Origin of the sequence: Micromonospora sp. NBRC 107095 (genome assembly GCF_030269705.1) — a bacterium.
In the GTDB taxonomy this organism is placed as follows: Bacteria; Actinomycetota; Actinomycetes; order Mycobacteriales; family Micromonosporaceae; genus Micromonospora; species Micromonospora parva.
On sequence record NZ_BSTU01000006.1, the window covers coordinates 1 to 23,229 of the forward strand.

Here is a 23,229-nt window from a genome sequence, read left to right on the forward strand (position 1 = left end):
AGCGGACCGCAACGGGAGATGCCGCACTGAAGGGGTCCTCAGCGGCGGCCGATGGCGTCATCAAGCGGCGTTCATTGCAGATCTTGGACAGTTTCCGTTCCGCTTGAACGGAAACTGTCCAAGATCTGCATGCAGGGTCCGGGCATCGCCGGTCCATCAGCCATCTGCCGCCCCGGAGGACACCGACCGCCGCGAAAGACGCCCACCACCGCGAAGAGACACCCGCCGCGGTGAAGGACAGCCGCGGTACCGGCGGGCCACCTCACGGAGGCAGCGACGGCAGATCGCCCATGGACCCGCGGTCAGGTCGGGGACCCGCCCCACCGTTGCCCGGAGGGGGCAGTGGTGTGTCGGGGTCAGCGGACGGTGACGGTGACGGTATGCCAGCCGGTGGCGCCGTCCGGGACAACGCCCTGGGTACGGTCGGTTTGGGTTTCACCGGTCGCGTCTGTCGCTCGGACCTGGAGCCGGTGTTCGCCGGGTGTGGCGTCCCAGCGCCAGGACCACTGCACCCAGGTGTCCACTGACACGGTGGGGGCCAGCGTGGCCGCCTGCCACTGGCCGTCGTCGACGCGTACCTCGACTCGGCGGATGCCTCGGTGCTGCGCCCAGGCCACCCCCGCGACGGTGACCGGCCCGGCGGTCAGCCGGTTGCGTCTGCGGGGCGTGTCGATCCGCGACTGGGTCTTGATTGGCCCCTGGCGGGACCATCCGCGCGGCACCCAGTACGCGTCGAAGTCGGCGAACCGGGTCAGCTCGAGTTCGGTCACCCATTTGCAGGCTGACACGTAGCCGTAGAGGCCCGGCACCACCATCCGGACCGGGAAGCCGTGCTCGACCGGCAACGGCTCGCCGTTCATTCCGACGGCCAGCAGCGCGTCCCGTCCGTCGCGCAGCGCGGCGGTGGGGGTGCCGCAGGTCCAACCGTCGACAGACCGTCCGACGACCTGGTCGGCGTCGTCGTCGGGTTCGACCTCGTCCAGCAGTTCCCGCAGGGGTACGCCGAGCCAGCGGGCGTTGCCGATCAGGTCACCGCCCACCTCGTTGGAGACGCAGGCCAGGGTGACGTACCGCTCGACCAGCGGTCGGGCCAGCAGATCCGCGTAACTGTAGGTGCGCTCCTTGCCGACCCGCCCGTGGATCCGCAGCCGCCAGGTGTCCGGGTCGACCTGGGGCACCACCAGCGCGGTGTCGATCCGGTAGAACCCGAAGTTCGGGGTGACGTACGGCGCCAGTTGGGCCAGCGAGAGGTTCGCGCCTGCCGGCACGGCCGGTGCGGGGGCGACCGGCGCGGGCAGGCGGATCGCGTCCCGGGCGGCGGACACGCCGCGCCGACCCGCCAGCCAACGCCCGCCAAGACCGGCCACCACGGCCGTTCCGAGCAGCACCCCGCTCCCGGTGAGGAATCGCCGCCGCGACTCCGGGTCCACCTCGGCGGGCCCGACCGGCTCGACCGCCGGCGTCGGCCCGCCGGAAGACACCGGCGCCGGCCCAGCGGGAGGCCCGGAGGTCGGCCCGGCGGAAGACACTGGCGTCGGCCCAGCGGGCGACACCGGCGCCGGCCCAGCGGGAGGCCCGGAGGTCGGGCCGGCGGGCGACACCGGGCTGAGGGGTGGCGTGGGCGGTGACCAGGGCCAGGGGTTCAGTTCGAACGGGCCGGCGATGAACAGCCAGAGCACCAGGGCACCGAGACCCGCGCCGACCACTGACGGCAGTGCGTCGGCGAGGTCCGCGCCGGAACGGGTCAACGCCGCGGCGACGCCGATGGCGCCGAACGTGCCGATGCCCGCCAGGCCGAGTGCCAGCCGACGAACCGCCAGGACGCCGAAGAGGGCGGCGAAGCCTCCCAGCAACACGGCAGTGCCGACCAGCAGCGCAATCTTGTCGGCGGTGCCGAAGAGGTCGATGGCGAGTTGCTTGAGTGACTCGGGGACGGCGTCGACGATGACCCCGCCGACTGCGACCAGGGGTGCCGACCGGGGGCCGGTCAGCACCGCTACCGGTTCGGCGATCCCGATCGCGACGGCGGCGGCGGTGATTCCGGCCAGCGCGGCGTACCGCCGTGACGTGGTGCTCATCGGCCCAGTGTGCGCGATCATCTCGGCCGGTCGCCAACAACGTCAGCGTTCGGTAATGACCTGCCAGCCGGCGAAACGGGCCGGGGCGCACCGCCGTACGGCGGTGCGCCCCGGAACGGGTGTCGCTACCGGATCAGAAGCCCGGGCCGTGCTGGTGGCCGTGACCGTGGCCGTGCCCGCCGGCGGCGGCCGGTTCGGCCTGCTCCGGCTTGTCGACCACGAGGCTCTCCGTGGTGAGCAGCAGACCGGCGATCGAGGCGGCGTTGGTGACCGCGTTGCGGGTCACCTTCACCGGGTCGATGATGCCGGCCTTGACCAGGTCGACGTACTCGCCCTTGGCGGCGTCCAGGCCGTTGCCCCAGCTGAGGTCGGCGACCTTCTGGGTCACGACGTAGCCGTCGTGACCGGCGTTCTGGGCGATCCAGCGCAGCGGCTCGACGAGCGCCTTGCGCACGACCGAGACGCCGACCTTCTCGTCACCGGTGAAGCCCAGGTCGTCGTCGAGCACCGAGAGGATCTGCACCAGGGCGGCACCGCCGCCGGGCACAGTGCCCTCCTCGACCGCGGCCTTGGTCGCCGCGATGGCGTCCTCGATGCGGTGCTTGCGCTCCTTCATCTCGACCTCGGTCGCCGCGCCGGCCTTGATGACGGCGATTCCACCGGAGAGCTTCGCCAGCCGCTCGGCCAGCTTCTCCCGGTCCCACTCGGAGTCGGAGGCCTCGATCTCCTTGCGGATCTGGGACACCCGGTCGGCGACGTCGGCCTTCTGGCCACCGCCGTCGACGATCGTGGTGTTCTCCTTGTCGACCACGACGCGCCGGGCGGTGCCGAGCACCTCCAGGCCGACCTGGTCGAGCTTGTAGCCCAGCTCCGAGGCGACCAGCTCGGCGCCCGTGGAGATCGCGATGTCCTGGAGCATCGCCTTGCGCCGGTCACCGAAGCCCGGGGCCTTGACCGCGCAGACCTTGAGGGTCTTGCGCAGCGAGTTGACCACCAGGGTGGAGAGCGCCTGGCCGTCCACGTCCTCGGCGATGATCAGCAAGGGCTTGCTGTTCTGCAGGACCTTCTCCAGCAGCGGCAGCAGCTCCTCGATCGCCGAGATCTTCTGGGTGGTGACCAGGATGTACGCGTCCTCGAGGACGGACTCCTGGCTCTCCAGGTCGGTGACGAAGTTCGGCGAGATGAAGCCCTTGTCGAACTGGAGACCCTCGGTCACGTCCAGTTCGGTGGTGAGCATCGAGCCTTCCTCGACGGTGATGACACCGTCGCGGCCGACGCGCTCCATCGCCTCGGCGATCAGATCGCCGATCGTGGAGTCCTGCGCGGAGATCGTCGCCACGTTGGCGATCGAGTCCTTGCTGGTGACCTCGGCAGCCTTGCCGAGCAGCGCCTCGGAGACCTTGGTGGCCGCCGCGTCGATGCCCCGCTTGAGGCCGGCCGGGTTGGTCCCGGCGGTCACGTTGCGCAGACCCTCGCGGACCATGGCCTGGGCCAGCACGGTCGCGGTGGTGGTCCCGTCGCCGGCGACGTCGTTGGTCTTGGTCGCCACCTCCTTGACCAGCTGCGCGCCAAGGTTCTCGTACGGGTTGGTGAGCTCGATCTCCTTGGCGATGGTCACACCATCGTTGGTGATCGTCGGCGCACCGAATTTCTTGTCCAGGACGACGTTGCGCCCGCGCGGGCCGAGGGTGACCTTGACCGCGTCCGCGAGGGCGTTGACACCGTGCTCCAGCAGGTGCCGGGCGTCGTCCGAGAAGCTCAGGATCTTCGCCATGAATGTCCCTTCGAAGCGCCATTGCCCCGGCCCGGCGAGCCGGACCGGGGCAGTGGCACTGATCGGTTGCTTACTTCTCGATGACCGCGAGGACGTCGCGGGCGGAGAGCACCAGGTACTCCTCGCCGGCGTACTTGACCTCGGTGCCGCCGTACTTCGAGTAGAGGACGGTGTCGCCGACCTGCACGTCAACCGGAACCCGGTTGCCGTTGTCGTCGACGCGCCCCGGGCCCACAGCGAGGACGGTGCCCTCCTGCGGCTTCTCCTTGGCGGTGTCGGGGATCACGATGCCCGACGCCGTGGTGGTCTCAGCCTCGTTCGCCTGGACCACGATGCGGTCCTCGAGCGGCTTGATCGCAACCTTGGTCGCGGTAGTCACGGGCATACCCTCCTGGGGTACTGGTTTCGTTGCTGACCAGCGGGGCTGGCCAGCGTCAATCTGCCTCATGCCACCGGGCGGTGCCGTCGTCGCGGGTGCCGGTCCGCCTGGCGTGCGCACCCGGGTCGCGAGACCCGGAAGCTGGCACCCTCAGGGTGAGAGTGCTAATCGCAGGTTATTCCGTGGCTAGCACTCCGTCAAGGAGAGTGCCAGCGCGTCGCGCCCCGCCAGCCAGGATTTCCGGCTCGGCCGGGACAATGGCCGGGTGGATCTCGATCAGCTGGCGGCGCTGCGTACCCCTGAGGGGTCGGCCGCGCTCACCGCGGCGGCCGGGCTGGCCGGCGGTGACCCGCTGGCCGCGGCCTCGGCGCTGCGCGCGGCCGGGGTGCCGCCCACGCTGGCCGCGGCGGCCCTCACCCAGGCCGAGTTGCGCCACCGCGCGGTCGGCAAGTTCGGTCCGGCCGCCGCTGGGATGTTCCTCACCCGCCCCGGCCTGGAGCAGGCCACCCGCCGGGTGGTCGCCGACCGTCGGGCCGCCCGGTTGTCCGCGGCCGGCGTGCGCACGCTGGCCGACCTCGGTTGCGGGCTGGGGGCCGACGCGCTGGCCGCCGCCCGTGCCGGCATCCGGGTGTACGGGGTGGAGGCCGACCCCGTGACCGCCGCGATGGCCGCCGCCAACGCCACCGCGGCCGGCCTGGCCGAGCTGTTCACCGTCGAGTGCGGCGACGCGACCGGGTTCGACGTGTCAGGCGTCGAGGGCGTCTTCTGCGACCCGGCCCGCCGCACGAGCGGCACCGGGCGGCGGATCTTCGACCCGCGCGCCTACTCGCCGCCGTGGGACTTCGTGACCGGGCTGGCCGAGCGGGTGCCGCGCACCGTGGTGAAGGTGGCGCCGGGCCTGGACCACGCGCTCATCCCGGCCGGGGCGGAGGCCGAGTGGGTCGGTGTCGACGGTGACCTGGTCGAGGCGGCGCTGTGGTGCGGCGAGCTGGCGGAGGTGCCCCGCCGCGCCACCCTCTACCGGCAGCGGGGCACCGAGATCCACCGTCACCAGCTCACCGGCTCGGGTGCCGCCGAGGCGCCGGTCGGGCCGGTACGCCGCTACCTGTACGACCCGGAGCCGGCGGTGGTGCGCGCGCATCTCGTCGCCGAGCTGGCCGCCGAGCTGGGTGCCACCCTGGCCGATCCGAGCATCGCCTACCTCTACGCCGACCAGCCGACCCGCACCCCGTACGCGCGCTGTCTGGAGATCACCGACGTGTTGCCGTTCTCGCTCAAGCGCCTGCGGGCGCTGCTGCGGGACCGCCGGGTGGGCCGCGTGGAGATCCTCAAGCGGGGTTCGGCGCTCGTCCCGGAGCAGCTCCGCAAGGACCTGCGGCTGGCCGGGGACGAGGCGGCGAGCCTGGTGCTCACCCGGGTCGACGGCGCACCGACGGTGCTCATCGGCCGGCCGGTCCACTAACGTCGTCGCCGTGGCGGGACAGGGCACGCCGGCGACGGCACTGTTGGTCAAGCGCGGGATCGCGCATCGCACCCATCCGTACCGGGTGTCGCCGGACGCCCCGAACTACGGCGCGCTGGTGGCGGTGGCGCTCGGCGTGGCGCCGGAGCGGGTGTTCAAGTCGCTGGTGACCACTGTCGACGGGGCGCTCACCGTGGCGGTCGTTCCGGTGACCGGCGAGCTGGATCTCAAGGCGCTCGCGGCGGCGGTCGGCGGCAAGCGGGCGGCGCTGGCGGATCGGGCGGTCGCCGAGCGGGCAACCGGCTACGTACGCGGTGGGATCAGCCCGCTGGGGCAGCGTCGGCGGTTGCCCACGGTGCTGGACGAGTCCGCGCTGCGGCTGCCGACGATCTACGTCTCGGCTGGTCGGCGCGGACTGCAACTCGAACTGGCAGCGGCGGATCTGGTGGCGCTCACCGACGCCCGCACCGCGGCGTTGCAGACCAGCTGACGACGGTCGTTACGTCGCCTTCCCCGTGGGATACCCGCGGAGTAACAGTCGCGTTGCTGAATTGTTATCGCTCCCAACAAACTAGGCACCTGCGCGGTCTTGTGGAGCCGGTGTGACGCGAAATACGTTGCCGGACACAACAAAACAACACCTCCCCCACCTCCGAAAGGACCCTGCACATGCGTAAGGGGATCCTCACCATCGCCGCCGTGGGCCTGCTCACGACCGGCGGCTTGACCGCTTGCAGCGACGACTCCGGCGACAACGGCGCCGCCGCCAAGACCCCCAAGATCGGCGTCATCCTCCCGGACAGCAAGTCCTCGGCCCGCTGGGAGACCGCGGACCGTCGGTTCCTGGAGGAGGCGTTCAAGGCCGCCGGCGTCCAGTACGACATCCAGAACGCCCAGAACGACAAGACCGCCTTCCAGACCATCGCCGACCAGATGATCACCAGTGGCGTCACCGCCCTGATGATCGTCAACCTGGACTCCGGCACCGGCAAGGCCGTGCTGGACAAGGCCAAGTCGCAGGGCGTCGCCACCATCGACTACGACCGGCTCACCCTCGGCGGCTCCGCCCAGTACTACGTCAGCTTCGACAACGAGACCGTCGGCAAGCTCCAGGGCGAGGGCCTGTCGAAGTGCCTGACCGACAAGGGCGTCAAGAACCCCGTCGTGGCGTACCTGAACGGCTCCCCCACCGACAACAACGCCACCCTGTTCAAGGCCGGCTACGACTCGGTGCTCAAGCCGAAGTTCGACTCCAAGGAGTACGTCAAGGGCCCCGAGGACGCGGTGCCGGCGTGGGACAACGCGCAGGCCGCGACGATCTTCGAGCAGCAGCTCACCAAGGCCAACGGCAAGATCGACGGCGTGCTGGCCGCCAACGACGGTCTCGGCAACGCGGCCATCTCGATCCTGAAGAAGAACAAGCTCAACGGCAAGGTGCCGGTGACCGGGCAGGACGCCAGCACCGAGGGTCTGCAGAACATCCTCGTCGGTGACCAGTGCATGACCGTCTACAAGGCGGTTCGGGAAGAGGCCAAGGCCGCCTCCGACCTGGCCATCGCGCTCGCCAAGGGCGAGAAGAAGGACACCGGCCAGACGGTGAAGGACCCGGAGGGTGGCCGCGACGTCCCGTCGGTGCTGCTCACCCCGAAGGCCATCTACAAGGAGAACGTCAAGGACGTCATCGCCGACGGCTACGTGACCAAGGAAGAGGTCTGCGCCGGGGCGTACGCCAAGCTCTGCGCCGACGCCGGTATCAGCTGACCGACGCCGCAGTACCCGCCGGGACGACCATCGCCGCCCGGCACGGGAGCACCCTCCCGTGCCGGGCGGCGCCCGCCGGACGGGCCCCGACCCTCCCTTAAGAAGGAGACCCCCGTGTCCGCGACTCCCCTGCTGGAACTCCGCGGGATCGACAAGAGCTTCGGTCCCGTCCAGGTGCTCCGCGACGTCGCCCTGACCGTCCACCCGGGCGAAGTGACCGCACTGGTCGGCGACAACGGCGCCGGCAAGTCGACCCTGGTGAAGTGCATCAGCGGCATCCACCCCATCGACGCCGGAGAGTTCCTGTTCAACGGTGAACCGGTACACATCGGCAGCCCCCGCGACGCCGCCACGCTCGGCATCGAGGTCGTCTACCAGGACCTCGCGCTCTGCGACAACCTGGACATCGTGCAGAACATGTTCCTCGGCCGGGAGAAGCGCAGCGGCATCGTCCTGGACGAGCCGACCATGGAACAGCTCGCCGCCGAAACGCTGGCGGGGCTCTCCATCCGCACCGTCACCTCACTTCGCCAGCACGTCTCCAGCCTCTCCGGCGGTCAGCGCCAGACAGTGGCCATCGCCAAGGCGGTGCTCTGGAACAGCAAGCTGGTCATCCTGGACGAGCCCACCGCGGCGCTCGGCGTGGCACAGACCGCCCAGGTGCTCGAACTGGTCCGCCGCCTCGCCGACAACGGCCTGGCCGTGGTGCTCATCTCGCACAACATGAACGACGTCTTCGCCGTCTCCGACCGGATCGCCGCGCTGTACCTCGGCCAGATGGTCGCCCAGGTGAAGACCACCGACATCACCCACGCCCAGGTGGTCGAGCTGATCACCGCCGGGCGCTCGGGCGGGCTCGGCCTCGCCACCGACCCGGGCAGCAACGGCGACGGCCCGCAGCCGGCCGACTCGATCTCAGGAGGCGTCCGATGACCACCACCGCCGTGCGGAAGGACGGCCCCGCCGCCGTCACACCCCCGCCGACCGTCGGGGGCCACGTCCGCAACTACCTGAGTCGGGTACGGGGTGGCGACGTCGGCGCGCTGCCGGCCGTGCTCGGCCTGATCGTGCTCTGCACCGTCTTCGCCATCATGCGGCCGTCGTCGTTCCTGTCCGCCGGCAACTTCGCCAACCTCTTCACCCAGGGCGCGGCGGTCACGCTGATCGCGATGGGTCTGGTCTTCGTGCTGCTGCTCGGCGAGATCGACCTCTCCGCCGGCTTCGCCAGCGGGGTCTGCGCGGCGGTGCTGGCCAATGTGGTCACCGTGCTCGGTTACCCCTGGTGGGTCGCCGTGCTCGCCGCGATCGCCACCGGCGTGGTCATCGGCACCACGCTCGGCATGCTGGTCGCGAAGATCGGCATTCCGTCCTTCGTGGTCACCCTCGCCGGTTTCCTCGCCTTCCAGGGCGTCGTGCTGCTGCTCGTCAAGGAGGGCACCAACATCTCCGTCCGCGACGAGGTGCTGGTCGCCATCGCCAACCGCAACCTCGCCCCCACAGTGGGCTGGGCGCTGACCGCCGTCGCGGTCGTCGGCTACGCGGCGGTGCAACTGCTGCGTCACCGCACCCGGGTGGCCCGCGGTCTGATCACCGACCCGATCGCGGTGGTGGCGCTGCGGATCGGCGGGCTCGCCGTCATCCTCGGCACCGCCGTGTACGTGCTCAACCTGGAGCGCAGCCGCAACGTCCTGATCAGCTCACTCAAGGGCGTGCCGATCGTCGTGCCGGTCATCGCGGTGCTGCTGGTCATCGGGACCTTCGTGCTGCAACGCACCAGCTACGGCCGGCACATCTACGCCGTGGGCGGCAACCGGGAAGCCGCCCGGCGGGCCGGCATCGAGGTCGACCGGATCCGGATCTCGGTCTTCATGATCTGCTCGTCGATGGCCGCCATCGGTGGCATCGTGGCGGCCAGCCGGGCCAACTCGGTCGACCCGAACACCGGGGGCAGTAACGTACTGCTCTACGCGGTGGGCGCGGCGGTGATCGGCGGCACCAGCCTCTTCGGTGGCAAGGGCCGCGTCCTCGACGCCGTGCTCGGTGGCGCGGTGGTCGCGGTCATCGAAAACGGAATGGGCCTGATGGGGTACAGCGCGGGAGTCAAGTACGTGGTCACCGGCGTCGTGCTGCTGCTCGCCGCCAGCGTCGACGCGCTCTCCCGCCGCCGCGCGGCAGCCACCGGCACCCGCTGACCGCGCGGGAGGTAGCACCAGCATGCGCCCAGGACCGAGCCAGGATGACGTCCGACGGCAGAACCTCGGTGCCCTGCTGCGGCACGTGCACGTCCACGGGGCGACCACACGCGCCGAACTGACCACCACGCTGGGCCTCAACCGCAGCACCATCGGCGCGCTCACCGCCGACCTGTCCGCAGTGGGGCTGGTCAGCGAAGGGGCACCGAAGGAAACCGGCCGGGCCGGACGACCGTCACTTGTCGTCCGGCCCGAGTCGGCCCGGGTCTACGCGTACGCGTACTCGGTGGAGGTGGACCGCCTGCGCGCGGCCCGGATCGGGCTGGGCGGCGCGGTCCTGGACCGCCGGGATCTGGACCGGCCGCGCGGCCTGCTGGCCGCGGAGGCCGCGCCGCTGCTGGCCGGCGCGGTCAAGGAGATGCAGCAGACGGTTCCGGCGGACGCGATCTGCGTCGGTGCCGGCGTCGCGGTCTGCGGCATGGTCCGCCGGGACGACGGTCTGGTCCGGCTCGGCCCCACCACTGGCTGGGTGGACGAGCCGATCGGCGCGGCCCTCGCCGACGAGTTGGGCATCGCCGTGCCGATCACCGTGGGCAACGTCGCCGACGTCGCCGCGTTCGCCGAGCATGCCCGGGGTGTGGCGGCGGGCTGCGACAACGTCCTCTACCTGTACGGCGACGTCGGCGTGGGGGCCGGCATCATCGCCGGTGGACGTCGGCTGACCGGCCACGGCGGGTACGGCGGCGAGGTCGGCCACATGAAGGTGGTCCGCGACGGCAAGCAGTGTGAGTGCGGCGCCCGGGGCTGCTGGGAGACCGAGATCGGCGAGCACGGCCTCCTGCACGCCGCCGGCCGCTCCGACGCCCGGGGCCGCGACGCACTGTTGGAGGTCTTCGACGCGGCCGACCGGGGAGACGCCCGGGCCCAGACGGCGGTCCGTCAGGCCGGCGACTGGCTCGGCTTCGGGGTGGCCAACCTGGTGAACATCTTCAACCCCGAGATGGTCATCTTCGGGGGGACCATGCGTGACCTCTACCTCGCGGCGGCAGCCCAGATCCGCAGTCGGCTCAACTCCAACGCGCTCGGTGCCTGCCTGGAACACGTCCGGCTACGCACCCCGAAACTGGGCGGTGACGCGCCCCTGATCGGCGCCGCCGAGCTGGCCTTCGAACGGCTCCTCGCGGACCCCCTCGACGTGGGCTGAGCCGCGTACGCTGTCCGGCGTGGATGTCGAGCTGCGCGCCTCCGACGACGACCGCAACCGGGTGGTCGCCGCGCTGCACCAGCACACCGCGGCGGGCCGGCTGACCCTGGACGAGTTCTCCGAGCGGGCCGGTGCGGTGTGGACGGCGCGCACCCTCGGTGACCTGGCCGCGCTGACCCGCGACCTACCGGCCCTGCCGGACCCGGTCGTCGATGCCAATCCGGTCGGGCGCGGGCGTCAGGAGTTGCTGATGGTCTTCGCCGCCGCGGCGCTCACCCTGCTGCTGCTCGGCGGCCTGCTCGCCGTCACCCGCTGATCCGGGCCGCCCGACGGTGAACTGATCGTGCGATCAGTCCGTACCAGTGGGCGGACGGGCAACCGGCAGGTACGGCTGCCCGGTCCAGACGCGTTCCGGTCCGGACCGAGGAGGCACCACAGACATGGCACCGCTCAGATCCGCCCATCGCCGACTGGGCAATCGGACCCACCGTGCGGCGTTGCTGCTCATCGCGATCATCGCGGGGGTCGGTGTCCTGCCCGGAGTGGCCGTCGCCGCGCCCGCTGGCGGCCAGCAGCTCAACGCCGCCGACATGACACTGCTCAACGGGGTGCGGCTGGCCGGGCTGTGGGAGATGCCAGCCGGCCAGATGGCCGCCGAGAAGGGGCAGTCCGCCAAGGTCCGGGAGATCGGCGCCGGCATCGCGAACGAGCACCAGAAGCTCGACGAACTCGTCGTGGAGGCGGCCAACAAACTCGGCGCGACCATCCCCTCGGAGCCGACGGCCGAGCAGAAGGGCTGGCTGGCCGAGATGCAGAAGGCGTCCGGCGCCCGCTTCGACCAGATCTTCGTCACCCGGCTCCGGGTCGCCCACGGCAAGATCTTCCCGGTGATCGGGGCGGTACGGGCCAGCACCCGGGACGCCACCGTCCGCAAGCTCTGCGAGGACGCCAACGGATTCGTCCAGCACCACATGCAGATGCTGGAGAGCACCGGCCTGGTCCGCTGGCCGGAGCTGCCGCCGGCCGCGCTGCCCGCCCCGGGTGAGGACGGGCTGCTGGCCGCCGCCTCCGCCAACACCGGCCCCCAGGTCGGGGTCAGCAGCACTGTCGTCTGGCTGGTTTTCCTCGCCGCGCTGGGCACCGGCGGGATCGCCACGTACCGGATGTTGCGCCGCAGCTGACGGTCAGCGGTGGCAGCGGTTGGTGGCTCGCGTCAGCGGTCTACCTGGGTGAAGTCCCAGGAGTGCGGGGCGCGGGCCACCAACAGGGCCGGCGGATCCGGCAGCGGGCGCGGGTTGCTGCGCCACTTGGAGATGACCACCACTCGGTGGTCGGTGGAGGAGAAGACCTCGCTGGAGACGTGCAGCGGGTCGTGCTCCACCTCGGGCAGGGCGGTGTCGCACACCCAGGTGATCAGGTCGGCGACGCCGTACGCCTCGGCGCGCGCCTCCCACATCCGCACGATCATGTCCGCCGCCTCCGTCACACGCTGACAGTGGTCAGCGGCATCGCCGAATCGGCCGGCAGGTCCAGTCGGCTCGGCGCGACCCCGGCGGCGACCAGGTGCGAACCGAGCGCGGCCACCATCGCACCGTTGTCGGTGCACAGCTTCGGCCGGGGCACCCGGACCTGGATGCCGTACTTCTCGGCCCGCTGCTCGGCCATCGCCCGCAGTCGGGAGTTCGCCGCCACTCCCCCGCCGATGACCAGGGTCTCGATGCCCTGGGCGCGGCAGGCGGCGAGCGCCTTGCTGGTGAGGACGTCGCAGACCGCCTCCTGGAAGGACGCGGCCACGTCGGCCACCGGCACCGGCTCGCCGGCGCGCTGACGAGCCTCGACCCACCGGGCCACCGCCGTCTTCAGACCGGAGAACGAGAAGTCGTACCGGTGGGCGGCGAGGTCCTTGGCGGCGGTCAGACCCCGGGGGAAGGCGATCGAGGCGGCGTCGCCGGCCCGGGCCTCCCGGTCGATGGGCGGACCGCCCGGGAACGGCAACCCGAGCAGCCGGGCGACCTTGTCGAACGCCTCGCCGGCCGCGTCGTCGATGGTGGCGCCCAGCGGGGTGACGCCCCGGGCCAGGTCGTCGACGAGCAGGAGGGACGAGTGGCCGCCGGACACCAGCAGCGCGATGGCGGGCTCGGGCAGCGGGCCGTGCTCAAGGGTGTCCACCGCGACGTGGGCGGCGAGATGATTGACGCCGTAGACGGGTTTCTCGGCAGCGAGCGCGTACCCCTTGGCGGCGGCGACACCGACCAGCAGGGCACCGGCCAGTCCCGGCCCGGAGGTGACGGCGATCGCGTCGATGTCGGCCAGCGTGACGCCCGCCTCGGTCAGCGCCCGGTCCATGGTCGGCACGATGGCCTCCAGGTGTGCCCGGCTGGCCACCTCCGGCACCACACCCCCAAACCGGGCGTGTTCCTCGACGCTGGAGGCGAGCGCGTCGGCCAGCAGGGTGTGTCCCCGCACGATGCCGACGCCGGTCTCGTCGCAGGAGGTCTCGATACCCAGGATCAGTGGTTCGTCAGCCATGGTCGCGTGGTCCGTCCCCGGTCAGCTCGGCGTCGCGCCGCATGACCAGCGCGTCGGTGTTGCTTGGTTGGTAGTAGCCGCGGCGCACCCCGATCGGCTCGAACCCGTACGTCGCGTAGAGCCGCTGTGCCGCGGCGTTGTCCACGGCGACCTCCAACAGGGCGCTGCGGGCGTCGCGCCGGGCCGCCTCGGCGAGCAACTCCTCCAGCAGGGCGCGGCCCACACCCCGCCGCTGGGCGTCCCGGCGGACGGCGATGTTCTGCACCCAGACCTCGTCCGGGGGTACGCCGGCGAGCCCGGCGTACCCGAGCACCGAACCGTCCTGGTCAACGGCGACCCGGTAGTGGTGCCCGTTGGCGAGTTCGCTCCAGAACATGGCGGGCGACCACTGCTCGGCGCCGAAGAGGTCCGCCTCGATCGGCAGCACGTCGTCGATGTGCCACCAGCGGAACGGTTCGAGCCGTACCGCCGTCATGGCAGGACCGGTTTGCGGCCGGTCGCCGCCACCGCGTCGGGGCGGCGCAGGTAGAGCGGGGTGAGCCGCTCGCCGGGCGCGCCCGCCCGGATCCGCTCCGCGGCGAGCAGCGCCAGCACTGTCGCGTCCGGGTAGCGCGGCTCGACCCGGACGGGCAGGTCCAGGACCTCGGCGTACCGGTGCGCCCCGTCACCGACAGCGATCGTCGCGCCCAGTTCGCGGGCGCGCGCGGCGGCGACCCCCGGTGCGGACACCTCAGGCCCGACGATCCGCTGACCGGCGCCGTCGTAGACGGCCCAGTAGAGCTCCTTGCGCCGGGCATCGCTGCCCGCCAGGACGGGCGCGCCGGACGCCGCCGGGTAGCCGATGGCGTCCAAGGAACAGACACCGTACGTGGGGATGCCGAGCACCTGACCCATGGTCGCGGCGGTGACGAGCCCGACCCGCAGCCCGGTGAACGGTCCCGGGCCGAGCCCGGCGACGATGGCGGTCAGGTCACGCGGGCGCGCGTCGGCGTCGGCGAGGACCGCGTCCACCTGGGGCGCGAGCAGCTCACCGTGCGCGCGGGCATCGACAGTGCACCGCTGCGCCCGCGACGCCACGCCGTCTGCCGAGACCTCCACCAGCGCCGCGGTGACCGCGGGGGTCGAGCTGTCCACCACGAGTACGAGCACGGTAAGCCAGCCTAGCCGCCCCGCCCCGCGCCCCGGTCACGCCCCGCCCCACCACCCGCCTGTGGCCCCCGCCCCGCCTCGTCCCGCCCCGCCTCGTCCCGCCTCGTCCCGCCTCGTCCCGTCCCGCCGCAGACTGCCCCGCCGCAGGCTGCCGCCGCCGCCGTCGGCCGCCGCGCCCAATGCCTAGCCACTGACGAGTCCTGCAACCACATTCGCTAACGAGCCTGATGTCTGTGAGTCATCGTGATGACCCACAGACATCACGCTCATCGAAGCGAGGCCCGGCAGGTCATGCGCCAGCGATTGCGGGGCGCGCGGATCGCACCGCAAGTCGCCGACCTGCCGCAGCGGGATCCCGGGCATCTCGCCGGTGGGAGACCATGCCGACATGTCATCTACTCGCCTCGTCACCCTTCTCGGCGGTGAAGTACGGCATCAACGACAGCTGCGCGAGCTGAGCCAGCGTCAGTTGGCCGCGTTGGCCGAGGTCGACCAGGCGGTGGTGGCCCGGTTCGAACGCGGTGAGCGAGCGCCGACCCTCCCGGTGCTGGAGCGATTGCTTGCCGCGATGGACGTGCAGTTGGTGGTCGGGGTCGAGCCGTTGGACGCGCACCTCGACGCCCAGATCGACGACCTGGCCGCCCGGCCGATCGCCGAGCGGATCGACGGGTTGGGGCTGGATCGGCTACTGGATCGGCTCACCGATTTCCCGCAGGTGATCACCGGATGCACCGCGGCGTTGCTACAGGGCGCGCCGGTGCCGGTCGACGCGCTGGAGATCGCCCTGCGCTGGCAGGACTCCAAGCCGTTCACCCGCTGGCTGGAGACGAACTACGGCCAGCGGTGGAACGCCCGCTGGGGTGAGTTCGGCGGGGTGTGGTTGGAGCCCGAGGAACCGGGCGACCATCTGTGGTCGACTCGCTACGGGGAGATCAGGGCCACGATGTGCGACGAATTGCCCGAGACGATCGAGGTATGCCACGGCGGGCGGAGTTACCAGGTGGTGCCGCTTGTCGAACTGGAGCTGAGCGAGCCACGCTCCGCCGAACTGTTACGCCGCTACCGGGGCCGGCAGTTGGCCAGCGACGGCTGAGCCAACTACCGGTCGAACCAACCGCCGGCCGAGTCCCCGGTCAGCCGGCGGTGCGCTCCCAGTCGATGGTGGGCAGGCCGGCGTCGGCGAGCGCCTTGTTGGCGGCGCTGAACGGACGGCTGCCCAGGAAGCCACGCGGGTTCATCGGGCTGGGGTGGCCTGCCTCCAGCACCACGTGCTGCGGATTGGTGACCAGCGCGGCCTTCTTACGGGCGTAGCCACCCCAGAGCAGGAAGACCACCCGCTCCGGTGCCGCGTCCAGTGCGCGGATCGTCGCGTCGGTGAACTCTTCCCACCCGGCGTTGGCGTGCGAGCCAGGGGTGGCCTGCCGGACGGTCAGCACCGCGTTGAGCAACAGCACACCCTGGGCGGCCCAACCGTTGAGGTTGCCGCCACGCGGCTTGGGAACACCCACGTCCTCGCCCAGCTCCTTGAAGACGTTGCGCAACGACGGCGGAACGGTCACCCCGTCACGGACGCTGAAGCTCAACCCGTGTGCCTGCCCGGCCCGGTGGTAGGGATCCTGCCCCAGGATCAGCACCCGGGTGCCCTGCGGCGGGCAGAGCCGGTAGGCCGAGAACAGATCCTCCAGCGGTGGAAAGACGGTCTGGGTCTCGTACTCCCGGGCGACGAACTCGCCCAGCGCGGCGGTGCGGGCCGGGTCGAGGTGCGGGGTGAGCACGGCACGCCACTGCTCCGGCAGCAGGGCCAGCAGATCCAGGGCGGGAGCGTCGTCGGGCATTGAGGAACCTCTCACAGCGCGGGTCGGACCCCCGCACTCTAGGCATCGGGTACGACAGCCGCCGAGCTAGCCCAGATCGGCGAGCCGCCGGGCCCAGTCGCCGCCGATCGGGTCCAGCTCCACGATGCGGGTGTCGTCGTCGCGGCGGTCGATGCGGACCCGCAGATGCGCGTCCACCAACTGCTCCACCAGGCCCTCGCCCCACTCCACCACTGTCACCGAGTCGTCCACCGACGCGTCGAGGTCCAGGTCGTCGATCTCGGCGCGCGGATCGGTGGCGTCACCCAACCGGTAAGCGTCGGCGTGCACCAGTGCCACCCGACCGCCCCGGGCCGGGTCGGGTCGGTGCACCCGGGCGATCACGAAGGTCGGCGACGTGATGTCCCCGAGGACACCGAGCCCGGAGCCGATACCCTGGGTGAGCGCGGTCTTGCCGGCACCCAACGGGCCGGTCAGCAACACCAGGTCGCCGGCGCGCAGCAGCCCGGCCAGCCGTCGGCCGAAATCCCGGGTGTCCTCGACGGCCGGCAGCTTGACGACGTGACTCACCGTTCCTCCCCGCTCTGCAATGACTCCAGGAACCGCGCCAGGGCGGCGTTGACCTCGTCCGCGTGCTCCAACATCACCACGTGACCGCTGTCCTTGATCTTCACGAACTCGGCGTGCGGCAACCGGCGGACGATCTCCTCGGAGTGTGTCACCGGAGTGATCATGTCCTTGTCGCCGACCACCACCAGCACCGGAGTCGCCGCCAGCGCCGCCAGCGCCGGAAAGCGCGAGTGGGTCGCCAGGGTCCGCAGGTAGCGGGTCACCGTGTCGGCCGACGTCCGGGAGTTCATCGCCTCCACGTAGGACACCAGCGACGGGCTGGGCTTGCGGGTGCCGAAGCCGTACTTGCGGGTCAACAGCCAGGCCACGTTCGAGGTGGACTTGCGGGCCTTGTCGATCACCGGCCCGCCGTAGCGGGTGGCGTTGCTGACCATGTAGAGCACCGGGCCACCGACCCGGCCGAGCAGCGCGGGCGCGACCAGCTTGGTCTCCGCGATGAGCCCGCCCGACGTGGCCATCAACACGGTGCCCACCACCCGGTCACCGAACAGCTCCGGGAACAGTTCGGCGAACGCCATGATGGTCATGCCGCCCATCGAGTGGCCGACCAGCACCAGCGGCCCGTCCGGGGCGGTCCGGTCGATCACCTGGCGCAGCGTCCGGCCGAGCACCGTGAGGTCGTACTCACCGGTCTCCAACCGGCCGGACCGGCCGTGACCGGGCTGGTCGTACGCCACGATCCGGTAGTCACCGCGGGCGGCGAGCATCTGGCGCTGGAAGTGGAACGTGCCCATGTCCAGGCAGAAGCCGTGCACCAGCACCACCGTCGGGCGCCCCGGCACCGGCCGGGTCGGCTCGACCACCTCGACGTGGATGTCGGTGCCGTCCGGCAACTCCAGCCGGAACGCCTCGTCGTACCGCTGCTCGTCAAACGTCTCGTGCGCGTAGCGGTCGGCCGGGTCGGCCTTGAGCCGGCGGACCAGGGTCCGCTCGGTCGCCACCCCGGCCGCCAACCCCGCCGCGGCCACCCCCACCGCCGCGCCGACGATCCCCGCGACCCGACCAGCGGCCGTCCGCGGACGCGGAATGCGATAACTCACGGCGCCACCTTGGTTCGCGACTGCGGGGCTCGCAACCCCGGCTCACTCCTCACGCTCACGGTCGTTCGCCGTCGTAGACGCGGGGCACCCGTGTGCCGCCGAACCGGGTGACGATCTCGTAGTTGATCGTGCCGACCGCCTCGGCCCAGTCGTCAGCGGTCGGCTCGCCGTCGACGCCGCTGCCGAAGAGCGTCGCCACGTCGCCGTCGGCCACCGGGTCGTCGCCGCAGTCGAGCACGAACTGGTCCATGCAGACCCGCCCCGAGATCGTCCGGCGTACGCCGCCGAGCTGCACCGGGCCGGTGTTGGACGCGTGCCGGGGGACCCCGTCGGCGTACCCGAGCGGCACCACCGCCAGGTTCGCGTCGGCTTGCGTCGTGTAGGCGTGCCCGTAGGAGATGCCGGTGCCGGCGGGCACCCGCTTGGTGAGCATCACCCGGGCGCGGGCGCTCATCGCCGGCCGCAACCCGTACGTCTCGCCGGCCACCGGGGAGAGCCCGTAGATGGCCAGGCCCGGACGGACCAGGTCGAAGTGGGTGTCCGGGCGGGTGAGGGTGGCGGCCGAGTTGGCGAGGTGCCGCCAGCGCGGTCGCAGCCCGGCCCGCTCGACCATGGCCAGCCCCTCGTGGAAGACGGCCAGTTGGCGGTCGGTGGTGGGGTGGCCGGGCGAGTCCGCGTACACGAAGTGGCTCCACACGCCGACCACCTCGACCAGGCCGTCGGCCTGCGCCTTCGCGGCGGCGTCCAGCAGCGCGGGCCAGTCCGCGACTGTCGCGCCGCCCCGGGACAACCCCGTGTCGATCTTGAGGTGGAGGCGGGCGGGGCGCCCGGCGAGGCGACTCGCCTCGATCATCTCGTCCAGTTGCCCCAGGCTGGCCGCGCCGAGGTCCACCCCGGCGCTGACCCCCTCGTGCAGCGGCAACCCGGGCGCGAGCAGCCAGGCCAGCACCGGCACTGTCACCCCGCCCCGGCGCAGGGTGAGCGCCTCGTCGAGGGTGCAGACGCCGAGCCAGTCGGCGCCGCCGTCGAGCGCCGCGCGGGCGGCCGGAAGCATGCCGTGGCCGTACCCGTCGGCCTTCACCACCGCCATCAACTCGGCGGTAGTGCCGGAGCGGAGCCTGCCCACGTTCTCGCGGATGGCGTCAAGATCGACGCGTACCTCGGCCTGCCACATGTGCCCAGCCTACTTTCCGCCGTGATCACGGCGGGCGGCGACGCACGTCCCGGCGCGGCGATCCGCGCAGCGCGGCTGGAACGGCCCGTTCAGCCCAGCCGGGCCAACACCGGACGCAACGCGGTGGCCACGTCGGGCGCGGTCACCGGCCCACCCCGGGCCGCCTCCCGCCCGGCGAGCCCGTGCAGGTACGCGGCCGCCGCCGCAGCCCGATCGGCGGGCACCCCGGCCGCCAGCAGCGAGCCGAGCAACCCGGCCAACACGTCACCGGTGCCGCCGGTGGCCAACGCCGACGTGCCGGTCGGGTTGACGTACGCCCGACCGTCCGGCGTGCCGATCACCGTGCGGTCGCCCTTGAGCAGCACCACCGCGTTCATCCAGGCGGCCAGCCGCAGCGCCGCGCCGACCCGGTCGGCACCGGGTTCCTCACCGCAGAGACGCGTGAACTCCCGATCGTGCGGGGTGACCACGATGGGCGCGTCCCGACCCCGCAGGCGGTCGGCGAGTGAGCCGTCCACCAGCAGGGTCAGGGCGTCGGCGTCGAGCACCACCGGCACCGGGGCGGCCAGCACGGCACGCAGCTCGGCCGCCGCGTCGGCGCCGGTGCCCAGCCCGGAGCCGCAGACCCAGGCCTGCACCCGGCCCGCGTCGGCGACCCGCTCACTGGCGATCACCGAGGGGTGCTGGTGCAGCACCTCGGCGCGGGCGCTGCCGGCGTAGCGGACCAGCCCGGTCGGCCCGGCCAGCGCGCCGCCCACGGAGAGCACCGCCGCGCCGGGGTAGGTCGCCGAGCCGGTCGCGACGCCCACCACGCCCCGGGTGTACTTCTCCGACGCGGGGCCCAGCTCGGGCCACCAGTCGACCAGGTCGGACCACTCGGTGACCCGCAGCGCCGGAGTGCCGCGCAGCCACGGCCGAAGCCCGATGTCGACCAGCTCGACCTGCCCGGCCAGGGCGGCGGCCGGCCCGACCACCAGGGCGGGTTTCAGCGCGCCGAAGGCCACCGTCACGTCGGCGCGCACCGCTGTGGGCCGGCCGGACGCGGACAGCGGTACGTGGCCGGTGTCGACAGCGACGCCGCTGGGCACGTCGACCGCCAGCACCGTGGCCCGTTCCCCGTCCCGTCCGCGCAGTTCGTCGAGGCGCTGGACGATCTCGTCCGCGTTCGCCCGTAGCCCACCGGTGCCACCGATGCCGACGATGCCGTCGAGGACCAGGTCGACCGGGCCGGCCGGACCCGGCACCACCCGTCCGCCGGCGGCGCGCAGCGCGGCCAGGCCGGCGGCGTGCGCCCGCCCGGGGCTGACCAGCATCGCGGACACCCGCACACCCCGGCGGGCCAACCGCTCCCCCGCGTACAGCGCGTCGCCGCCGTTGTCACCGGAGCCGACCAGCAGCAGCACCCGACCGCCGTAGACCCCGCCCCGCTCGGCGAGCACGAGCGCCGCCCGGCGGGCCAGGCCGGCGGCGGCCCGCTGCATCAGCGTTCCCTCCGGCAGGGTGCCCATCAACCCCGCCTCGGCCGCCCGTACGTCGGCCACCCGCCATACCGCTCTCATGCCACCGTGTCCCATTCCGTTCGCGGGCGGGCCCGGGCGGCCCTCCCGGCCGACGTCATCGTTCCGCGACCACCATCGCCGACGCGATCCCACCGTCGTGCGACAACGAGAGATGCCAGTGGTTGATCCCCCGCGCGTCGGCCGCCGCGGCGACCGTGCCGGAGACGGCCAACCAGGGGCGACCGTCCGGGTCGGCCACGACTTCGCAGTCGTGCCAGCTCAGCCCGGCCGGAGCGCCGAGCGCCTTGGCTACGGCCTCCTTGGCGGCGAACCGGGCGGCGAGCGACTCGGGCGAGCGCGGGCTGCCGGAGCGGGTGTGCCGCTCGGCCTCGGTGAAGAGCCGGTCGGCCAGCGGCGGCGTCCGGGCCAGGGCTCGGGCGAACCGGTCGACCAGCACGACGTCGATGCCGACAGCGACGATCACCACACCACCCTACCGGCGGTCGAGGCCGCAGATTAGCCGTCGGGCTCGCGCTGGGCAACGCCTGTGGACACCCCGGGGTACGCCTCGACGTCGGCTGTCCACAGGGCACCGCGCGACCTGTGGCGCGCGCCTAACGTCAGCGCGTCGATGCCGATCGTCCACGGGGGTGTGGTCATGACCGACGAGCCGTTCACGGTCCGTCCGGAGGAGTTGCGGGCGGTCGCTGTCCTGCTTGACGACGAGGCGCACCGGTTGGCGATGGGCCTCGCCGGGCTGCCCGGGCTGGTGGTGGCGGCCCCCGAGTGGCGAGCTGGCACGGCGCTGGCCGGGTTGGAGGCGGCCGGGCACGCCTGGTTCCGCCGACTGGGCGCCCGGGTCGCGGCGGCCTCCGGCGGGGTCCGCGCGGCGGCCGAGGCGTACGAGACGGTAGACGAGCGGGTCGCCGACCGGTTCGCCGCAGTGCCCCGGTGAGCGGCGTCGGCTACCGGCAGCTGTGGGCTGTCGACCCGCAGGAGTGGCGGGCCGCCGGGGCAGCGTGGGCGGGGTTGACCGGGCCGCTCGATCGGCGCGTCGGTGGTCTGCGCGCGTCCGGCGGGCGGTTGCGGGACGGTTGGTCGGGTGCGGCGGCAACGGCGGCGGACGATCGGCTCGCCGTGCTGCGTGCCGAGCTGGCCTCGATCGCACCCGCGCTGATCGAGGTCGACCAGGTGCTGGCCGAGCTGGCCGGTCGGCTGACGGCGGCGAAGGCACGGCTCACCGAGGCGGTCGCCCAGGCCGACGCGGCCGGCCTGCTGGTGGACCGCTCGGGTGGGGTGCGGGTCGATCCGACCCGCGTCCGGCCCACCGAGCGGGCCGGGGTGGCAGCGGCCGGGGTCGCCGCGGCCCTGCGCCGCGCGCTCGACGGGGCAGCCGCTGCCGACCGGGTCGCCGCCGACCGGCTGGCCGAGCTGGCCCGGGCCGCAGGCACCGGCTGGGCGTCCCCGCCGCCTCCCGGCCGGCCGGCCCCCGGTGCCGCCCCCGCGCTGGTCAGCGCCTGGTGGTCCGGGTTGACCCCGGCCCAGCGACGGTGGCTGATCGGGCGCGAACCGGCGGTGGTCGGCCGGTTGGACGGGGTGCCGGTGGTCGCCCGCGACCAGGCCAACCGGTTACAGCTCGACGTGTGGCGAGCGGAGTTGCTGGCCGAGCGTCGCCGGCTGCTGTCCCGGGTGCCGCCGGGGCCGCTCGCGGCGTTCCGGCTGCACGCGGTGGCCGGGCGGCTGGCCGGCCTGGACGCGCTGGTCGACCGGTTGACCTCCGGCGGGGCACCACGGGCGTACCTGCTCGGGTTGGATCCGGCCGGTGAGGGCCGGGTGGTGGTGGCGCTCGGCGACCCGGACCACGCCGACCGGGTGTTGACCCACGTGCCGGGGATGACCGCCGGGCTGGACGAGGCACCCGGCGAGCTGGGCCGAGTGGCCCGGGTGCTGGAGCGGTGCGCCGCGCTCGCCCCGGGTGAGCGCAGCGCGGCGGTGCTCTGGTTGGACTACGACGCCCCGGACCTGCTGACCGAGGCCGCCTCGACGGGTCAGGCCCGGGACGCCGGCGAGGCGTTGCACCGTTTCCAGGAGGGGCTGCGCGCCAGCCACGACGGGCCACCGGCCCGGCAGACGGTGCTCGGGCACAGCTACGGGTCGGTGGTGGTTGGTGTGGCCGCCCGGGAGCACGGGCTCGACGCCGACGCACTGGTCTTCGTCGGCTCGCCCGGTGTCGGCGCGTCGCACGCCGGTGAATTGGGCGTGCCACCAGCGGAGATCTGGGCGAGCACCGCCCCCGACGACGTGATCCGGGCGGCCCGACCACCGGAGGAGCTGGCCCGGCGGGCCCTGCTGCGTACGGTGCCGCTGGCCGCCGTGGTGGGCTGGCCGGGGCAGACCGGGCACGAGCTGTGGTTCGGGCACGACCCGTCGGATCCCGGGTTCGGCGGCCGGGTGTTCGGCAGTGGGCGAGGCGGTCACGCCGGTTACTGGGACCCGGGCAATCCCGCGCTGGACGGGATGGCCCGGGTCGTGTTGGGCCGCTGA

The 23,229-nt window shown here is 72.6% G+C and carries 24 protein-coding genes; 11 read left to right on the forward strand and 13 right to left on the reverse strand.

The features are described from left to right. Positions 1 to 356: 356 nt before the first annotated feature. The 3 genes from QSK15_RS25660 to groES all read right to left on the reverse strand — a co-directional run bounded on the left by QSK15_RS25660 (position 357) and on the right by groES (position 4,231). On the reverse strand, positions 357 to 2,078 hold the full coding sequence (locus QSK15_RS25660) for a molybdopterin-dependent oxidoreductase (RefSeq protein WP_285796723.1): 1,722 nt from the start codon (positions 2,076 to 2,078) through the stop codon (positions 357 to 359). Positions 2,079 to 2,211: 133 nt separating this feature from the next. After that, positions 2,212 to 3,852, reverse strand: coding sequence for a chaperonin GroEL (gene groL / locus QSK15_RS25665; protein WP_279518977.1), 1,641 nt, complete (start codon positions 3,850 to 3,852; stop codon positions 2,212 to 2,214). Between the two features lie 70 nt (positions 3,853 to 3,922). Further along, positions 3,923 to 4,231 (reverse strand): co-chaperone GroES, encoded by a 309-nt coding sequence (gene groES, locus QSK15_RS25670; RefSeq protein WP_007465101.1) that lies wholly within the window; start codon positions 4,229 to 4,231, stop codon positions 3,923 to 3,925. A 265-nt stretch (positions 4,232 to 4,496) separates the two neighbouring features. On the opposite strand from groES, the gene QSK15_RS25675 reads away from it, so the two are divergent. The 8 genes from QSK15_RS25675 (at position 4,497) to QSK15_RS25710 (ending at position 12,031) form a co-directional block, all read left to right on the forward strand. Then, the gene (locus QSK15_RS25675) at positions 4,497 to 5,693 is read left to right on the forward strand and encodes a THUMP-like domain-containing protein (RefSeq protein ID WP_285796724.1); all 1,197 of its coding nucleotides are present in this window, start codon (positions 4,497 to 4,499) and stop codon (positions 5,691 to 5,693) included. Positions 5,694 to 5,703: 10 nt separating this feature from the next. Next, a complete protein-coding gene (ybaK, locus tag QSK15_RS25680; RefSeq protein ID WP_285796725.1) occupies positions 5,704 to 6,183 on the forward strand; it encodes a Cys-tRNA(Pro) deacylase in 480 nt (159 codons plus the stop codon). 179 nt (positions 6,184 to 6,362) lie between these two features. Then, positions 6,363 to 7,454 (forward strand): sugar ABC transporter substrate-binding protein, encoded by a 1,092-nt coding sequence (locus tag QSK15_RS25685; protein ID WP_285796726.1) that lies wholly within the window; start codon positions 6,363 to 6,365, stop codon positions 7,452 to 7,454. Positions 7,455 to 7,568: 114 nt separating this feature from the next. Next, positions 7,569 to 8,387 (forward strand): ATP-binding cassette domain-containing protein, encoded by an 819-nt coding sequence (locus tag QSK15_RS25690; RefSeq protein WP_030330038.1) that lies wholly within the window; start codon positions 7,569 to 7,571, stop codon positions 8,385 to 8,387. After that, positions 8,384 to 9,646, forward strand: a complete 1,263-nt coding sequence (locus QSK15_RS25695) for a sugar ABC transporter permease (RefSeq protein WP_285796727.1) — start codon at positions 8,384 to 8,386, stop codon at positions 9,644 to 9,646. The genes QSK15_RS25690 and QSK15_RS25695 overlap by 4 nt, the downstream gene beginning before the upstream one ends. Before the next feature lie 22 nt (positions 9,647 to 9,668). Further along, a complete protein-coding gene (locus tag QSK15_RS25700; RefSeq protein WP_285796728.1) occupies positions 9,669 to 10,850 on the forward strand; it encodes an ROK family protein in 1,182 nt (393 codons plus the stop codon). A 19-nt stretch (positions 10,851 to 10,869) separates the two neighbouring features. Then, on the forward strand, positions 10,870 to 11,166 hold the full coding sequence (locus QSK15_RS25705) for a DUF1707 SHOCT-like domain-containing protein (protein ID WP_285796729.1): 297 nt from the start codon (positions 10,870 to 10,872) through the stop codon (positions 11,164 to 11,166). A 124-nt stretch (positions 11,167 to 11,290) separates the two neighbouring features. Then, positions 11,291 to 12,031 carry a DUF4142 domain-containing protein gene (locus tag QSK15_RS25710; protein ID WP_285796730.1) on the forward strand — a complete coding sequence of 247 codons (741 nt, stop codon included), beginning with the start codon at positions 11,291 to 11,293 and terminating at the stop codon, positions 12,029 to 12,031. 32 nt (positions 12,032 to 12,063) lie between these two features. On the opposite strand, the gene QSK15_RS25715 is transcribed toward QSK15_RS25710, so the two are convergent. From QSK15_RS25715 to tsaB, 4 genes are read right to left on the reverse strand one after another with little or no spacing between them, the layout of a single operon-like run. After that, on the reverse strand, positions 12,064 to 12,318 hold the full coding sequence (locus QSK15_RS25715) for a hypothetical protein (protein WP_030330028.1): 255 nt from the start codon (positions 12,316 to 12,318) through the stop codon (positions 12,064 to 12,066). Positions 12,319 to 12,332: 14 nt separating this feature from the next. Continuing rightward, complete coding sequence (tsaD, locus tag QSK15_RS25720) at positions 12,333 to 13,379, reverse strand: tRNA (adenosine(37)-N6)-threonylcarbamoyltransferase complex transferase subunit TsaD (RefSeq protein ID WP_285796731.1); 1,047 nt, start codon at positions 13,377 to 13,379, stop codon at positions 12,333 to 12,335. Further along, positions 13,372 to 13,854: a ribosomal protein S18-alanine N-acetyltransferase gene (rimI, locus tag QSK15_RS25725; protein ID WP_285796732.1), complete on the reverse strand. Its 483-nt coding sequence runs from the start codon at positions 13,852 to 13,854 to the stop codon at positions 13,372 to 13,374. Before rimI ends, tsaD begins: the two co-directional genes overlap by 8 nt. After that, entirely contained in the window at positions 13,851 to 14,528 is a 678-nt protein-coding gene (gene tsaB, locus QSK15_RS25730; RefSeq protein WP_285796733.1) for a tRNA (adenosine(37)-N6)-threonylcarbamoyltransferase complex dimerization subunit type 1 TsaB, read from the reverse strand. Before tsaB ends, rimI begins: the two co-directional genes overlap by 4 nt. Positions 14,529 to 14,916: 388 nt before the next feature. Here tsaB and QSK15_RS25735 point away from each other — a divergent pair, with 388 nt between their 5' ends. Further along, positions 14,917 to 15,621, forward strand: coding sequence for a helix-turn-helix domain-containing protein (locus QSK15_RS25735; protein WP_285796734.1), 705 nt, complete (start codon positions 14,917 to 14,919; stop codon positions 15,619 to 15,621). 40 nt (positions 15,622 to 15,661) lie between these two features. Here the strand turns inward: QSK15_RS25735 and ung are convergent, their stop codons facing one another. The 6 genes from ung to QSK15_RS25765 form a co-directional block, all read right to left on the reverse strand. Next, the gene (ung, locus tag QSK15_RS25740) at positions 15,662 to 16,363 is read right to left on the reverse strand and encodes a uracil-DNA glycosylase (RefSeq protein WP_285796735.1); all 702 of its coding nucleotides are present in this window, start codon (positions 16,361 to 16,363) and stop codon (positions 15,662 to 15,664) included. 66 nt (positions 16,364 to 16,429) lie between these two features. Continuing rightward, positions 16,430 to 16,912 (reverse strand): tRNA (adenosine(37)-N6)-threonylcarbamoyltransferase complex ATPase subunit type 1 TsaE, encoded by a 483-nt coding sequence (gene tsaE, locus QSK15_RS25745; RefSeq protein WP_285796736.1) that lies wholly within the window; start codon positions 16,910 to 16,912, stop codon positions 16,430 to 16,432. Continuing rightward, the gene (locus QSK15_RS25750; RefSeq protein WP_030330019.1) at positions 16,909 to 18,012 is read right to left on the reverse strand and encodes an alpha/beta fold hydrolase; all 1,104 of its coding nucleotides are present in this window, start codon (positions 18,010 to 18,012) and stop codon (positions 16,909 to 16,911) included. The genes tsaE and QSK15_RS25750 overlap by 4 nt, the downstream gene beginning before the upstream one ends. Before the next feature lie 55 nt (positions 18,013 to 18,067). After that, entirely contained in the window at positions 18,068 to 19,186 is a 1,119-nt protein-coding gene (gene alr, locus QSK15_RS25755) for an alanine racemase (protein ID WP_285796737.1), read from the reverse strand. Positions 19,187 to 19,275: 89 nt separating this feature from the next. Beyond that, positions 19,276 to 20,745, reverse strand: a complete 1,470-nt coding sequence (locus tag QSK15_RS25760) for an NAD(P)H-hydrate dehydratase (protein ID WP_285796738.1) — start codon at positions 20,743 to 20,745, stop codon at positions 19,276 to 19,278. A gap of 55 nt (positions 20,746 to 20,800) precedes the next feature. Next, the gene (locus tag QSK15_RS25765) at positions 20,801 to 21,169 is read right to left on the reverse strand and encodes a holo-ACP synthase (protein WP_285796739.1); all 369 of its coding nucleotides are present in this window, start codon (positions 21,167 to 21,169) and stop codon (positions 20,801 to 20,803) included. A 174-nt stretch (positions 21,170 to 21,343) separates the two neighbouring features. Between QSK15_RS25765 and QSK15_RS25770 the strand changes: the two genes are divergently transcribed. Both QSK15_RS25770 and QSK15_RS25775 read left to right on the forward strand, forming a co-directional pair. Then, positions 21,344 to 21,640 carry a hypothetical protein gene (locus QSK15_RS25770; protein ID WP_285796740.1) on the forward strand — a complete coding sequence of 99 codons (297 nt, stop codon included), beginning with the start codon at positions 21,344 to 21,346 and terminating at the stop codon, positions 21,638 to 21,640. Further along, positions 21,637 to 23,229, forward strand: a complete 1,593-nt coding sequence (locus QSK15_RS25775) for an alpha/beta hydrolase (protein WP_285796741.1) — start codon at positions 21,637 to 21,639, stop codon at positions 23,227 to 23,229. Before QSK15_RS25770 ends, QSK15_RS25775 begins: the two co-directional genes overlap by 4 nt.